General features: G+C 64.2%; 12 protein-coding genes. 3 read left to right on the top strand and 9 right to left on the bottom strand.

Going from position 1 to position 14057, the window contains the following annotated elements; genetic code table 11:
- Positions 1 to 135 precede the first annotated feature (135 nt).
- Positions 136 to 1473 carry a heterodisulfide reductase-related iron-sulfur binding cluster gene (locus tag E1N52_RS26185; protein WP_133185719.1) on the top strand — a complete coding sequence of 446 codons (1338 nt, stop codon included), beginning with the start codon at positions 136 to 138 and terminating at the stop codon, positions 1471 to 1473.
- 39 nt (positions 1474 to 1512) lie between these two features.
- Positions 1513 to 2094, top strand: coding sequence for a DUF3501 family protein (locus E1N52_RS26180; protein ID WP_133185718.1), 582 nt, complete (start codon positions 1513 to 1515; stop codon positions 2092 to 2094).
- An 18-nt stretch (positions 2095 to 2112) separates the two neighbouring features.
- Here E1N52_RS26180 and E1N52_RS26175 read toward each other — a convergent pair whose 3' ends face one another.
- Positions 2113 to 2577, bottom strand: a complete 465-nt coding sequence (locus tag E1N52_RS26175) for a GNAT family N-acetyltransferase (RefSeq protein WP_133185717.1) — start codon at positions 2575 to 2577, stop codon at positions 2113 to 2115.
- Positions 2578 to 2677: 100 nt separating this feature from the next.
- On the opposite strand from E1N52_RS26175, the gene pdxR reads away from it, so the two are divergent.
- Positions 2678 to 4210 (top strand): MocR-like pyridoxine biosynthesis transcription factor PdxR, encoded by a 1533-nt coding sequence (pdxR, locus tag E1N52_RS26170; RefSeq protein ID WP_133185716.1) that lies wholly within the window; start codon positions 2678 to 2680, stop codon positions 4208 to 4210.
- On the opposite strand, the gene E1N52_RS26165 is transcribed toward pdxR, so the two are convergent.
- From E1N52_RS26165 to E1N52_RS26130, 8 genes are all read right to left on the bottom strand, one after another.
- Positions 4158 to 5132, bottom strand: coding sequence for an aldo/keto reductase (locus E1N52_RS26165; protein WP_133185715.1), 975 nt, complete (start codon positions 5130 to 5132; stop codon positions 4158 to 4160). The two genes, pdxR and E1N52_RS26165, sit on opposite strands and share 53 nt — an antisense overlap.
- Positions 5133 to 5247: 115 nt before the next feature.
- Positions 5248 to 6552 (bottom strand): NAD(P)/FAD-dependent oxidoreductase, encoded by a 1305-nt coding sequence (locus E1N52_RS26160; protein ID WP_133185714.1) that lies wholly within the window; start codon positions 6550 to 6552, stop codon positions 5248 to 5250.
- An 11-nt stretch (positions 6553 to 6563) separates the two neighbouring features.
- On the bottom strand, positions 6564 to 7856 hold the full coding sequence (locus E1N52_RS26155) for an NAD(P)/FAD-dependent oxidoreductase (protein WP_133185713.1): 1293 nt from the start codon (positions 7854 to 7856) through the stop codon (positions 6564 to 6566).
- Positions 7857 to 7917: 61 nt separating this feature from the next.
- Positions 7918 to 9498, bottom strand: coding sequence for a DUF3138 family protein (locus E1N52_RS26150; protein WP_133185712.1), 1581 nt, complete (start codon positions 9496 to 9498; stop codon positions 7918 to 7920).
- A 114-nt stretch (positions 9499 to 9612) separates the two neighbouring features.
- A complete protein-coding gene (locus E1N52_RS26145) occupies positions 9613 to 10527 on the bottom strand; it encodes an ABC transporter permease subunit (RefSeq protein ID WP_133185711.1) in 915 nt (304 codons plus the stop codon).
- Positions 10524 to 11495, bottom strand: a complete 972-nt coding sequence (locus E1N52_RS26140) for an ABC transporter permease subunit (protein WP_133185710.1) — start codon at positions 11493 to 11495, stop codon at positions 10524 to 10526. Before E1N52_RS26140 ends, E1N52_RS26145 begins: the two co-directional genes overlap by 4 nt.
- Positions 11496 to 11508: 13 nt before the next feature.
- The gene (locus E1N52_RS26135; RefSeq protein WP_165979448.1) at positions 11509 to 12660 is read right to left on the bottom strand and encodes an ABC transporter ATP-binding protein; all 1152 of its coding nucleotides are present in this window, start codon (positions 12658 to 12660) and stop codon (positions 11509 to 11511) included.
- A gap of 250 nt (positions 12661 to 12910) precedes the next feature.
- The gene (locus tag E1N52_RS26130; protein ID WP_133185709.1) at positions 12911 to 14032 is read right to left on the bottom strand and encodes a polyamine ABC transporter substrate-binding protein; all 1122 of its coding nucleotides are present in this window, start codon (positions 14030 to 14032) and stop codon (positions 12911 to 12913) included.
- Between the last annotated feature and the right edge of the window lie 25 nt (positions 14033 to 14057).

The following is a 14057-nucleotide window of genomic DNA, read 5'->3' as shown; positions in this document are numbered from 1 at the left end:
CATCGCCGCGTGCCTTGCGGCACGCACCTATGACGCGCGCGCTTTTTTGTTTCGCGTGCCGGGCAAGCACCGGCGCGCGTTCGCGCGCGCCCGCCTAGCCGCGTATTTGGCTGATAAATAAAAGAAGGAGACGTCATGCCCCACAAGGAAGGCAGTCTCGAAGCGCCCACCCGCCATCCGCTCGACTGGCGATCGGACGCTTTTTACGACCAGGCCCAGCTCGATACGGAACTCGCGCGCGTGTTCGATATCTGTGCGGGCTGCCGGCGCTGCGTGTCGCTATGCGGCGCGTTTCCCACGCTCTTCGATCTCGTCGATGAAACCGATAGCGGCGAAGCGCACGACGTCGACAAGGCGTCGTTCGACAAGGTCGTCGACCAGTGCTATCTGTGCGATCTCTGCTACATGACGAAGTGCCCCTATGTGCCGCCGCATCCGTGGAATGTGGACTTTCCGCATCTGATGCTGCGCGCCAAGGCCGTTCACTATCGCAAGGGCGAAGTGAAGCTGCGCGACCGCGTGCTCTCGAATACCGACGCGCTCGGCCAGATCGCCGGCATTCCCGTCGTCACGCAAACGGTCAACGCCATCAATCACACGAAGGCGATGCGCGGCGCGATGGAAGACATGCTGGGCGTCGATCGCAAGGCGTGGCTGCCCGACTTCGCCACACACAAGTTTCGTAACGTTGCCAAGCGCGCGGCGTCGAGCGAGGTGCGCGACGGCGAGCGCACGCCTGGCAAGGTCGCCATTTACGCGACCTGCTACGTGAATTTCAACGAGCCCGGCATCGGCCACGATCTGCTCGCGGTGCTCGACCACAACGAGATTCCCTACGAGCTGGTGAAGAGCGAATGGTGCTGCGGCATGCCGCTGCTGGAGCAGGGCAATCTGGAGGGCGTGGCGCACAAGCAGGCGCAGAACATGCCGATGCTCGCGCGTTACGCGCGCGAAGGCTATGCGCTGATCGGCGCGGTGCCGAGCTGCGTGCTCATGTACAAGCACGAGCTGCCGCTGATGTTCCCCGACGACGCCAACACGAAAGCCGTGAGCGACGCGTTCTGGGACCCGTTCGAGTATCTCGTGGCGCGTCATCGCGACGGCCTGCTCAAGACCGATTTCCGTGCGCCGCTTGGCAACGTGTCGTATCACGTGCCGTGTCATGCGCGCGTCCAGAACATCGGTCGCAAGACCTTCGACCTGCTTTCGCTCGTGCCCGAAACGAAAGTGACCGTGGTCGAGCGCTGTTCGGGCCACGCGGGCACGTTCGGCGTGAAGAAGGAATTCCACGCCATGTCGATGAAGATCGGCACGCCCGTGTTCAAGCAGATGGGGCAGGCCGAACCGAACTTCATCTCGTCCGATTGCCAGCTGGCGGGGCATCACATTGCGCAGGGCATCGAAGAGAACCAGCTAGGCGAGCCGCCGCTCGCTCACCCCATCACCTTGCTGCGCCGCGCCTATGGCATTTAGGCCCCGACGCCGACACGCAACATTCACGAGGCACGACTCATGACGATCGCGAGAAATTCGCTGTTGACGCTGGAAGCCTACGCCAGAGTGCGGGGCGATATGCGCAAACGCATCATCGAGCACAAGAAGCAGCGCGTGGTAGCGCTCGGCAATCACCTCACGTTCCTGTTCGAGGACGAGACGACGATCCGCTATCAGATCCAGGAGATGCTGCACATCGAAAAGATCTTCGACGAAGACGGCATCCAGGGCGAACTCGCGGCCTATCTGCCGCTCGTGCCCGACGGCGGCAACCTGAAGGCGACCATGCAGCTCGAATACGAGAGTGAAGTCGAGCGGCGCGCGGCGCTGGCGCGGCTCATTGGCATCGAGGACAAGGTGTTCGTCCAGGTGGACGGCGAGGCGCCCGTCTACGCGATTGCCGACGAGGACCTCGAACGCGAGAACGCCGAAAAGACTTCGGCGGTGCATTTCGTCCGCTTCGAACTCACGCCGCAGATGAAAACGCGCTTGCGCGAAGGCGCCGCGCTCACGATAGGCTGCGATCATCCGAATTACCGCGTGCCGACGCAGACCATCGACGGCGAGGTGCGCGCCTCGCTGCTCAAGGATCTCGCCTGAGGCGCTTCACATGCCTCGTCAAACGTCCTTGCGGTACATGACGAAGCCGGGCTTCACGGCCACGTCGTCGTAAAGCCGCATCGCCGTGTGATTCGTCTCGTGCGTATGCCAGTACACGCGCGACGAATTCGACGCTTTCGCGTGCGCATACACGGCCTCGATCAGCGCGCGGCCCACGCCCTGGCCGCGTGCATCTTCCACGGTGAAGAGATCCTGCAAATAGCAGATCGGCCCTTCCAGAATCGTGTTGCGGTGATAGATGAAGTGCACGAGGCCGAGCACGCGTTCGCCGCGCACGGCGATGAACGCGTGCATGGGCTCGTAGCCGTCGAAGAAACGCGACCAGGTCGTGCGCGTGATGTGCTCCGGCAGCGCGGTGGCGTCGAAGCGGCCGTAAAAGCGGTTGTAGCCGTCCCAGAGCGGCAGCCATGCAGCGAAATCGTCGGGTGCGACGGCGCGGACCACAAGCGTCGTGTCGGTCATGTTGTCTCCTTGTTGACAGGGCTTCCCAAACTCCCAAGCGTAAGCGACTTGTGGCACCATTGTTAGTCCCACCGAAACCAAAAGCAATGGAGCCACGGGTTTGGACTACGCGTTGATGATGACGGCCTATGCGAAGCGTGCCGTGCGCAAGCTCACGCAGCAGGACCTGCTTTACGAGAGCCTGCGCCGCGCGATTCTCGACGGCGATATTGGTCGAGGCACGCGCCTCGCGTCGAGCCGCGCGCTCGCGGAGCAGCTCGGCATCGCGCGCAATTCGGTGCTCTATGCGTATGAGCGGCTCGTGGAAGAGGGCTTCGTCAGCGCGACGCGCCACGGTTCGGTCGTCAACGCGGTCAGCGCTGGCGCAGCCGCGACGCCGGCACACACCGCGCAGCGCGAAGAACCCGTGCCTGCGCTTGCACGCCGCGTGCGCGAACTGCCGCCGCGCCGCGCTAGACGCGACGGTGCGAAGGCGCTGCGCCCAGGCGTGCCCGCGCTCGACGCGTTCCCCTACGCGCAATGGCGCACGGCGGTCGAACGTGCGTTGCGCGAGTTGCGCGCGCACGATCTCGGCTATGGCGACAGCGCGGGCATGCCCGCGCTGCGTCAGGCGATCGCGCAATACGTACGCGTGTCGCGGGGTGTGCGCTGCCAGCCCGACCAGGTGTTCGTCACGGATGGCACGCAGTCGAGTCTTGACCTGTGTGCACGTCTCTTCGCGGACGAGGGCGAACGCGCGTGGATCGAAAATCCGGGCTATCTCGGCGCGCGTGTGGCGTTTACGGCCGCGGGGCTACAACTCGTGCCAATGAGCGTGGATGCCGCGGGCATGGCGGCGCGCCCCGAGGACTGGCGCGAGCGGCCACCGCGACTCGTCTATCTCACGCCGTCGCACCAGTATCCGCTTGGCTGCGTGCTGAGCCTCGAGCGGCGGCTCGCGCTGATCGAGCAGGCGCGGGCGTGCGGCGCCTGGATCGTCGAGGACGATTACGACAGCGAGCTGCGCCACGACGGGCCGCCGCTGCCGTCGATCCAGGGCCTCGCCGACGACGCACCCGTGATCTATCTCGGCACCTTCAGCAAGACGCTGTTTCCGGCGCTGCGCATCGGCTTCATGATCGTGCCGCAGCGTGTGGCCGCGCAGTTCGCGCAGGCGCATCACACGCTCGTGCGCCAGGGGCGCGTGGCGGAACAACTGGCGCTGGCGGAATTCATCGAAAGTGGGCGCTACGCGCGCCATTTGCGGCGCATGCGCAAGCTCTACGAAGAGCGCCGCGACGGTCTGGTCGCCGCCATCGACAAACATCTTGCCGGCGTGATGACGGTGTCGGCGGACGCGGGCGGCATGCATTTGAGCGTACGCCTCGACGCGCCGCTCATCGACGCCGATGTGAGCGAAGCCGCGCGTGCGCATGGTCTGCATCTGTCGCCGTTGAGCGCGTATTGCGTCGATGCACCGGACGCCACGCGCTACAACGGCTTCCTGCTCGGCTATGCGGAAACGCCGCCGCATGTCGCCGACACGCTCATGCAGACGCTCGCGCGCATTGTGCACGAACGTCTGCCTGCGGCTTCATCGCTTACTGATGGCCCGCGATCACATGCGGAAGATAGGGCGCTTCGAGTGTCTTGATCTCTTCGTCGGAGAGCTTGAGCGAGAGCGCCGCGACAGCGTCTTCGAGATGCTGCGGCTTCGACGCGCCGATGATCGGCGACGTGATGGCGGGCTTGTGCAGCAGCCACGCGAGCGCGACCTGCGCACGCGGGACATTGTGCGCACGGGCGATGGTGGCGACCGCATCGATGATGGCTTTATCCGCATCGGCGCCATAGAGCGTCTTGCCGAACTTGTCGGTGGCCTCGCGCTCGCTCGATTCGTTCCAGTCTCGCGTGAGACGGCCGCGAGCGAGCGGGCTCCACGGCATCACGGCAATGCCCTGGTCGGCGCACAGCGGCAGCATTTCGCGTTCTTCCTCGCGATACAGCAGGTTCACGTGGTCCTGCATGCTGATGAACTCGGTCCAACCATTCAGGCGCGAGGTGTAGAGCGCCTTGCTGAACTGCCACGCGTGCATGGACGAAGCGCCGATATAGCGCGCCTTGCCGGCCTTCACGACATCGTGCAGCGCTTCGAGCGTTTCTTCGATGGGCGTGTTGTAGTCCCAGCGATGGATCTGATAGAGGTCGACGTAATCGGTGCCAAGGCGCTTGAGGCTATGGTCGATTTCCGTGAGGATGGCCTTGCGCGACAGACCCTGGCCATTCGGGCCGGGCCGCATGCGGTTGTACACCTTCGTGGCGAGCACGATGTCGTCGCGCTTGACGAAGTCGCGCAGCGCGCGCCCGACGATCTCTTCCGAGGTGCCGTCCGAGTAGGTGTTCGCGGTGTCGAAGAAGTTGATGCCGGCGTCGAGCGCCTGGCGGATGAGCGGGCGGCTGGCGTCCTCGCCGAGCGTCCACGGGTGCGTGCCGCGCTCGGCCACGCCGTAGGTCATGCAACCGAGACAAAGACGCGAAACCTGCAGCCCTGTCGAGCCGAACCTGACGTAATCCATTGCTGGTGCTCCTTGCGAATAGGCGTTTCAAGCAGAGGAAGTGCGTGCGCCGCGCGAGGGCGGCGGACTTTCGCAAGGGTATAACAGGCTCGGAGTTCGTGCAGGGCGTGCCGCGTCAGAACATCTCCATCACGCGGTGATAGAGCATGCCGATTTCGAGCGCGGGCCGCCGCCACGCGGGGCCGCCGGGGAAGCGAGCGTGCTGCAGTCGCGCGAACAGATCGAACGAGGCGCGCTCGCCGACGATGGCCTGCGCAACGAGACGCCCCGCCATGCCCGTGAGTGCCACACCGTGCCCCGAAAAGCCTTGCACATAGTAATAATTCGGGTCGATCGCGCCGAAGTCGGGCGCGCGGTTGCGCGTGACATCGACGAAGCCGCCCCACGCGTATTCCACGCGCGCGCCGGCGAGCTGCGGGAAGGTATCGCTCATGCGCGTTTGCATGGCCGCTGTAAGGCGCTCGGGCGCTGCACCGGTCGAATCGGCGCGGCCGCCGAACAGCATGCGGTTATCTGCCGAGACGCGGAAATAGTCGAGAAAGAAGTTGTTGTCACATACGGCCGAACGTTGCGCGATCAACGAGTCGGCCAGTTCGCGGCCTAGCGGCTCGGTCGCGATGATGTACGAGGCGATGGGCGCGATGCGCGCGGCTACGCTGCCGGGCAGCACGCCGCCCGGCGCGGCGTTGCAGCACGACACCACGAAGCGGCAGCGCACTTCGCCGTGCGGGGTCTTCACCACCGGGCGGGCGCCGCGCACGACTTCGAGCGCGCGCGTATGCGCGAACAATTGCGCGCCCTCGCGGCGCGCGGCGGCAGCGAGGCCAAGACAGTACTTGAGCGGATGCAGATGCCCCGAAACCGGGTCGTAGACGCCCGCGATGTAACGCTGCGACGCCACCCGTGCGCGCGTGGCGTCGGTGTCGAGCCATTCGAGGCGATCGTAGCCCCAGTGCGTGCGAGCGGCGTCCATCCATGCGCGCAGGTCCGGCACGCGCTTCGCTTTCGTCGCGACGGTCAGATACCCGGGCGTGAAATCGCAATCGATGCCATAGCGCGCGATGCGTTCGCGCACGAGGTTCACGCCCTCGATGGAGAGCGCCCACGCCGCGCGTATGCCCTGCGCGCCGAGCTGCTTTTCGAGCACTTCGTCTTTTGCGAAGCCCACGAGCGTCTGCCCGCCGTTGCGGCCGGAGGCGCCCCAGCCGGGTCGATGGGCGTCGAGCACCACGACCGAAAGACCGCGTGCGCGGCACTCCAGCGCGACCGAGAGCCCGGCGAAACCCGCGCCGATCACACACACGTCGGCGTCGAGCGCGCCTTCGAGCACGGGGTCGTCGTCGGCGGGGCGCGTGGCGGTGGCTTCGTAGTACGAGTGGCGGGCGAGGGCGTCCGCCTGAGCGTCGAGGTCGAGTGTCATTAGGGCTTGTTCTAAAGCAGGTCTTTCATTCGATACCACGCCATCGCGAGCACGAGGGCAGGGGTTCGCAGTGTAGCGCCGCCGGGGAAGTCGCGGTGACGGATCTTGCCGAACAGGTCAAAGCGCGCGGCCTGACCGTGGATCGCTTCGGCGATCAGCGTACCGGCGAGTCCAGTGACGTTCACGCCGTGACCCGAGAATCCCTGTGCGAAGTACACCGTGGGCGACAGGCGGCCGAAGTGCGGCGCGCGGTTCATCGTGATGTCCACGTAGCCGCCCCAAGCGTAATCGACCTTCACATCGGCGAGTTGCGGAAACGTTTTCAGCATGTCTCGGCGCATGGCTTCGCCCAGATTGGGCGGCGCGAAGGTGGAATAGCTCACCTTGCCGCCCCAGAGCAGGCGCGTGTCCTCGGCGGGACGGAAGTAGTCGAGCACGAAGCGGCTATCGCATACGGCGGCCTGAGCGGGCATCAGCGCGTTCATGCGCTCGGCGCCGAGCTTTTCGGTGGCGATCACATAGGTACCCACGGGCATGATCTTGCGCGCGAGCGCGGGTGCGAGTTGGCCCAGATACGTATTGCATGCGAGCACGACGAATTTCGCGCGCACGTTGCCGCGCGCGGTTTCGACCACATGCGCGCCGTTTTCTTCGCGCAGTCGCGTGACGGGGCTGTTTTCATACACGCGCACGTCCGCAGCGACGGCCGCGCGCGCGAGTCCGAGCGTGTAGTTGAGCGGATGCAGATGCCCGCTATCGGGATCGTAGAGGCCGCCCGGATAGCGCGACGACGCCACGTAGCGCCCCACACCGTCGCCGTCTACGTACTGAAAGCGGTCGTAGCCGAAGCGCTGTGCCGCCTCATCGCGCCAGCGCTTGAGCGCATCCACGTCGCGCGCCTTGTTTGCAGCGGTGAAATAGCCTTCAGTGAGCGCACAGTCGATGTTGTTCTGCTTGACGCGCCGCTTCACGATGTCGAGCGTTTCCAGGCCCATGTCCCAGATCTGCCGGACCTCGGCTTCGGGCATGAACTGCGCGAACGTGTCGATATCGCAGGCAAAGCCGCCGATCAACTGCCCGCCGTTTCGCCCGCTTGCGGCCCACCCGACTCGCGAGGCTTCCACGAGCGCGACGCGGTGGCCGCGTTCGGCGAGATTCAGCGCGGCGGAAACACCCGTGAGGCCCGCGCCGACCACGCAGACATCAGCATCGAGCGCGCCTTCGAGCGCGGGGTGCGTGGTCGAGTCGTTGGCGGTGGCCGCGTACCAGGACGGGGCATGAGGCTGATTGGCGAATTTGAGCATAGGGAAAGCGAATCAGGAAAGAGCGGGCGACAGCACGACGCCGTCGCCCGCCGCGACTTCATCAGAACGAGTAGATGAACTGCGCGCCCAACAGGTCGTTGCTCTTGCTGTACGAGCCGTCGCTGTTCAGGAACACGCGCTGCGTGGCCCAGTCGTGGCGATATTCCACCTTCACCTGGATCTGCTGCGTCGGGAAGAACAGCAGGTCGAGCGCGACGTCCTGGCGTGTTGCGCCCTTGCACTCGAAGCCGAAGCCGCCGCCGGCCTTCGAGTTTGCCAGGCAGTCCGCACCAATGCCGAAGCCGTTGGCCGTATCCATGCCGTTCGAGTTGAGGACGATGCCGCCGCCACCACCGCCGTTCTTGCCGTTCGCGAGCAGGTCGTAGCGCGCCGTCACGCCCATGCGGCCCACCACCGGTGCGTTGAACTTGCGATGCGCGAGCAGCGAGAAGCCGTACCACTGTGCGTTGCCGCCGTTGAACGCCGCACGCTGCTGCTGGCCGTAATCGACTTCGGCGTTGTACTGGATGTCCGCGAGCGTGTAGCTCGCGTCCATTTCGCCGAAGAAGAAGTAGCCGCCCGAACTCGACGCCTGGCCACCCACGCCGTACACGGCCTGGCCCGTCGTCGAATCGAATGCGCTCGGCAGCGTCTGGCGGCCGATGTTGAACGAGCCGCCGATGTCGAGCGCGCTCGACCACGTGTAGTCGGCGCGCGCCGTGAAGGTCGGAATCCTGTTGCTCGTGGTGATCGGGTCGCCCAGCGCGTTCTGGCCCGTCTGCACGACCGCGCCGTTGGTGCGGTACTGCTCGTTGCCGATCATGAACTTGAACGCCCACTGGCTGCCGTCCGGTGTGTAATTCCAGCCGATGCCCACATAGCTGCCCGGATCGGAGAAATCGTAGAGCAGGTTATGCGTGAGCGTGAGCATCTGGTTCGACTGCTGCACCTCGTAGCCGCCGAAGCTCGGCATGAGACCGGCGACGAACGTGCCCGTGGAAGTCACCGGCACGGTGACGACGGCGGTGTTCAGGATGTTGTTGCCAATCTCGCCGTGCTCGTTCTGCAGCAGCGTGATGCCGTTGCCGCGGTTGGGCATGAGCGTGATTTCGGCCGAAGGCGCCATCGGGCCCACGCCGAAGGTCTTCTTGATGTCGAGATAGACGTCGCCGAACGTGCTGTTGAAGTAGTTATACGAACCGGTATGGTTCGCGAACAGGAACGACGAGGTGCCCGGCGCGCGGTTGTAGATGTACGTCGGGTCGATGTAGCCGGTGATCGACAGGCCCGCGAGCGGCCCCGTGTTGGCGGCGTCGGTGAGCGAATCGACCTTGAGCTGCTGGCTCGCGATCTGCTGCTTCATTGCATCGACCTGGTCGTTGGTCAGGTTCGCTTGCGCCTTGCCGTAATCGGGCGAGCTGATATCGATCGGTGCTGCTGCGGCTACGGGTGCCACCGGTGCTGCGGCTACCACCTTGCCGGTGCTCTTCGACTGTGCCAGCTCGGTCTTCAGGGACTTGACCTCTTTTTGCAGGGCGTTGAGCTGCTCCTGCAGGGCCTTGATCTGTTCGCTGGTCGAGTCGGCAAAAGCGAGCCCTGGCAACGCCCCGGCCACCAGCAGACAGATTAACTTCTTCTTCATTGGAATTCTCCTTGTTGGTCGTTATTGCAGATACTTCGGCGTGTGGTTGGGGCGCGGCGGGCGGCGCGCGCCGCCACCCGCACGGGTCGCACATGGCTTCTTATGGATTGCTCGTCACGCCGCGCGCCGTCCGATCGGCGCACCCACCGCGCCGGCAGGGGCGGCGGCTGGCGTGATGGCCTCGGCGGCATCGGGCTGGACGAAGGCGAGTTGCATGTCGCGCATGCGCTTCTTCTCGCGTGCGCTCATCAGCTGGTTCACGGCGATCACGCCGATCGTCACCGCGCTGATGAAGAGCGTGGCGAGCGCGTTCATCTCAGGGTTCAGGCCGAGACGTACGCGCGAGAACACGACGAGCGGCAGCGTGGTCGAGCCCGGTCCGGAAAGGAACGCGGACAGCACGAGGTCGTCGATCGAAAGCGTGAACGAGAGGAGCCAGCCCGAGAGCAGGGCCTGCGAGATGAGCGGCAGGGTGATGACGAAGAACACCTTGAGCGGCGTGGCGCCGAGATCGAGCGCGGCCTCCTCGAGCGACTTGTTCATCTCCTTCACACGCGACTGCACGATGATCGCGACATACGACACGCACAGCATCACGTGGCCGATCCACATGGTCAGTACGCCACGGCCCTTTGGCCAGCCGAGGAACTGCTCCATTGCGACGAAGAGGAGCAGCAGCGAGATGCCTTGAATGACCTCGGGAATCACGAGCGGCGCGTTGATCATGCCCGCGAAGAACGCGAAGCCCCTGAAGCGGCCCATGCGGGCGAGCACGTAGCCGGCCCATGTGCCGATCGCGACAGAGGCGAACGCCGTCATCAGACCGATTTTCAGCGACAGCCACGCGGCGCTGAGCAGTTCGTCGTCCTGCAGCAGGGCGGCGTACCACTTCAGTGAGAAGCCCGACCAGACGGTGACGAGCTTGGACTCATTGAACGAATACACGACGAGGCTGACGATCGGGATATACAGGAACAGCATGCCGAGCGTGAGCACCCCTGCAGAGAGTGCGCGATTGGGCTTGATCATTTGCGGTCCTCCAGTTCCTTGACCTGGTTGTGCTGGAAGAGAGCCATCGGCACGAGCAGCAGCAGCACCATCGCGACGGTGACGGCGGAGGCCATCGGCCAGTCCATGTTGTTGAAGAACTCGTCCCACATCACGCGGCCGATCATGAGCGTGTCGGCGCCGCCGAGCAGTTCGGGAATCACGTACTCGCCCACGGCGGGAATGAACACGAGCAGGCTGCCCGCGATGATTCCGTTCTTCGAGAGCGGCAGCGTGATCCGTGTGAAGGCCACCCAGGGCTTCGCGCCCAGGTCGTAGGCGGCTTCGAGCAGCGTGAGGTCCATCTTCACGAGGTGCGCGTAGAGCGGCATCACCATGAAGGGCAGGTACGAATAGACCATGCCGATGTAGACGCCCGCGTCGCTGTGATAGAGACGCAGCGGCGAGTGGATCAGGCCGATGGCCATGAGCGCGTGGTTGAGCAGGCCGTCGTCCTTGAGAATGCCGATCCACGCGTACACGCGGATCAGGAACGAAGTCCAGAACGGCAGCATCACGGCCATCATGAGCAGGTTGCGTGTGGCCGGGTTCGAGCGCGCGATGTAGTAGGCGATCGGGTAGCCGATCAAGAGGCAGAAGATCGTCGAGACTGCCGCCATCTTCAGCGAGCTGATGTACGTGGCGATGTACAGGCTGTCCTGCAGCAGGAACGCGTAGTGGCCCAGTTGCAGCGCGAAGTGCACCATGCCGTCCTTCATCTCGACGAGATTCGAGTAGGGCGGTACGGCCATCACCTGATCGGCGAAGCTGATCTTCAGCACGAGCACGAACGGCAGCGCGAAGAACAGCGTGAGCCAGATGAACGGCACGCCGATCACGGCGGTGCGGCCCGAAGGCACGAAGCGCGAGAAGAAGCGCGCGAGCGCGCCCCGGCGAGCGTCTGCGGCTGCGCGGCCGGAGCCGGGCGTGGTAGGAATAGTGGTACTCATGATTGAGGCCTCCTTACTGCGTGAGCACGACGCCGCTGGCCGGCGACCAGGACACGTAGACATCGTCGTTCCAGGCGGGCGCGCCATCGTTCATGAGGTGCGAGCTGGAGAGGTTCGAGACGACCACCTTGCCGCCCGGCAGACGCACGTGAAAAAGCGAATAGCTGCCCATGTAGGCGACATCCGTGACCACCCCGCGCGCCCAGTTGTGCGGCGTGCCGGGCTTTTCGCGCGTTACGCGCACGCGCTCCGGCCGCACAGAGATACCCACGGGCATGCCGAGCGGGCCGGTCACGCCGTGGCTCACGTACATGCGCGTTTCGAGGTCTTCGCTTTCCACGAAGATGTGATCGGGCTCGTCCTCTACGACCTTGCCTTCGAACAGGTTGGTCGAGCCGATGAACTCGGCCGAGAAGCGGCTGTTGGGGAATTCGTAGACTTCGCCGGGCGAGCCGATCTGAACGATGCGGCCTTCGCTCATCACGGCGAGGCGGTTGGCCATGGTCATCGCCTCTTCCTGATCGTGCGTGACCATCACACAGGTGACATCGACTTTCTCGATGATGTTCACGAGTTCGAGCTGGGTCTTCTGGCGGATCTTTTTGTCGAGCGCCGACATCGGTTCGTCGAGCAGCAGGAGCTTGGGGCGCTTCACGAGCGAGCGCGCAAGCGCCACGCGTTGCTGCTGGCCGCCCGAAAGCTGATGGGGTTTGCGCTTGGCGTAGCGGCCCATCTGCACGAGGTTGAGCGCGTCGGCCACGCGCTCGCGAATTTCGTTCTTCGGCACGCCTTCCTGCTTGAGGCCGAAGGCGACGTTCGACTCCACGCTCATGTGCGGGAAGAGCGCATACGACTGGAACATCATGTTGACGGGGCGGCGGTACGGCGGCAGCGAAGCGAGGTCTTCGCCATCGACGAAGATGCGGCCCGACGTGGCCGTTTCGAGACCGGCGAGCATGCGCAGCAGGGTGGACTTGCCGCAGCCCGAACTGCCGAGCAGCGCAAACAGCTCGTTCTTGGCGATGTTCAGGCTCACGTTGTCCACGGCGGTGCTGTCGCCGAACTTCTTGACGACGTTTTCGATACGCACGAATGCGTCGTTCTTTGCCGGGGTCGCGTTGGCGCGCAGAGCTTCTGGGGCGTTGACTTTAGACGTCGAATTCATGATCTGACCTTGGTTCCTTTCTGATCGCAGTACACGTTTTTCAGGCGCGAGTCGGCCCGCACGGGGCGCTGACGCGTCTCGCGATTAGTACTGCGAACGGAGCTCGGGAAAGGCTCGCGCGCGTCGTCAAAAAAGGGGGGCGGCGCTGCGCGGCCTGACTTCGGAATTGCGTACTTCAGGCGGAGAGGGGTCGAGCGATCCCTCTTCCGCGTTGTCTCCTTCTTGTTTCCTTCAGGGGGGAATCAGCGTGTCAGTGGCCAGTCTTCAACTGGGCCCACAGACGGTTTTCGAGGCGCAGGATGTCAGCCGGCATCGGCTTCATCAGCGTCATCTTCTTGAGGACGTCCTCCGACGGGTACACCGTCGGGTCCTGCGCGACTGCCGGCGTGACGAACTGGCGTGCGGCCTTGTTCGCCGTCGGGTAGAACACTTCGTTGGTGATCTGCGCGTTGACCTTCGGATCCGAGATGTAGTTGATCCACTTCATCGCGTTTTCGGGGTGCGGTGCATCCTTCGGCACGACCATCACGTCGAACCACAGCAGGCCGCCTTCCTTCACGTTCGAGAATTTGACGTCATACGAGCGCTTGGCTTCTTCGGCGCGGCGGTGCGCGATGCCGACGTCGCCCGACCATGCCACGGCAACGCAGATATCGTTGTTCACGAGGTCGTTGATATAGCCCGACGAATTGAACTGGGTGATATACGGGCGGACTTTCTTCAGCACTTCGAATGCGGCCTGATAGTCCGCGGGGTTCGTGCTGTTGGGGTCCTTATGCATGTATTGCAGCGTCGCGGCGAACACGTCCACGGCCTGGTCGAGGAACGATACGCCGCAGCCCTTGAGCTTCGAGAGATTTTGCGGATCGAACACGAGCGCCCAGCTATCGACCGGGGCGTTCGGCCCGAGCGCCTTTTCGACGGCCTGCTTGTTATAGCCGATGCCGTCCGTGCCGAACGCCCAGGGCACACCGTACTGATTGCCCGGGTCGGCGTCGGCGATCATGTGCATGAGCACGGGATCGAGGTTCGCGAGGTTGGGGATCTTCGACTTGTCGAGCTTCTGGTAGACGCCGGCCTGAATCTGCTTGGCCATGTAGTTCGAGGTGGGCACGACGATGTCGTAGCCCGAGCTGCCGGCCAGCAGCTTGGCCTGGAGCGTGTCGTCGCTGTCGTAGTTATCGTATTTGACCTTGATGCCCGCTTCCTTTTCGAAGTTCGGGATCGTGTCTTTCGCAATGTAGTCGGACCAGTTGTAGACGTTCAAATCGCCGTCTGCCGCGTGCGCTGGCGCGCTGGGAATGGCCGTGAGGCCTGCACACGCTGCGAGGGCCGCGATCGCGACCGCATGACGAAGATGACTAACACTCATGTTGCTTTCCCCTGAAGATGAAGAT

The sequence above is a fragment of the Paraburkholderia guartelaensis genome (assembly GCF_004353905.1).
In the GTDB taxonomy this organism is placed as follows: domain Bacteria; phylum Pseudomonadota; class Gammaproteobacteria; order Burkholderiales; family Burkholderiaceae; genus Paraburkholderia; species Paraburkholderia guartelaensis.
The sequence above is the reverse complement of the archived record's forward strand: the minus strand, read 5'-3'. Positions and strand labels throughout refer to the sequence as shown.

What these genes read in the sequence shown, in the direction of transcription:
- E1N52_RS26135 (WP_165979448.1), bottom strand. Translation starts at nt 12,660, where the DNA reads ATGAATTCGACGTCTAAAGTCAACGCCCCAGAAGCTCTGCGCGCCAAC.
- E1N52_RS26175 (WP_133185717.1), bottom strand. Translation starts at nt 2,577, where the DNA reads ATGACCGACACGACGCTTGTGGTCCGCGCCGTCGCACCCGACGATTTC.
- E1N52_RS26140 (WP_133185710.1), bottom strand. Translation starts at nt 11,495, where the DNA reads ATGAGTACCACTATTCCTACCACGCCCGGCTCCGGCCGCGCAGCCGCA.
- E1N52_RS26180 (WP_133185718.1), top strand. Translation starts at nt 1,513, where the DNA reads ATGACGATCGCGAGAAATTCGCTGTTGACGCTGGAAGCCTACGCCAGA.
- E1N52_RS26160 (WP_133185714.1), bottom strand. Translation starts at nt 6,552, where the DNA reads ATGACACTCGACCTCGACGCTCAGGCGGACGCCCTCGCCCGCCACTCG.
- E1N52_RS26165 (WP_133185715.1), bottom strand. Translation starts at nt 5,132, where the DNA reads ATGGATTACGTCAGGTTCGGCTCGACAGGGCTGCAGGTTTCGCGTCTT.
- E1N52_RS26155 (WP_133185713.1), bottom strand. Translation starts at nt 7,856, where the DNA reads ATGCTCAAATTCGCCAATCAGCCTCATGCCCCGTCCTGGTACGCGGCC.
- E1N52_RS26150 (WP_133185712.1), bottom strand. Translation starts at nt 9,498, where the DNA reads ATGAAGAAGAAGTTAATCTGTCTGCTGGTGGCCGGGGCGTTGCCAGGG.
- E1N52_RS26145 (WP_133185711.1), bottom strand. Translation starts at nt 10,527, where the DNA reads ATGATCAAGCCCAATCGCGCACTCTCTGCAGGGGTGCTCACGCTCGGC.
- E1N52_RS26185 (WP_133185719.1), top strand. Translation starts at nt 136, where the DNA reads ATGCCCCACAAGGAAGGCAGTCTCGAAGCGCCCACCCGCCATCCGCTC.
- E1N52_RS26130 (WP_133185709.1), bottom strand. Translation starts at nt 14,032, where the DNA reads ATGAGTGTTAGTCATCTTCGTCATGCGGTCGCGATCGCGGCCCTCGCA.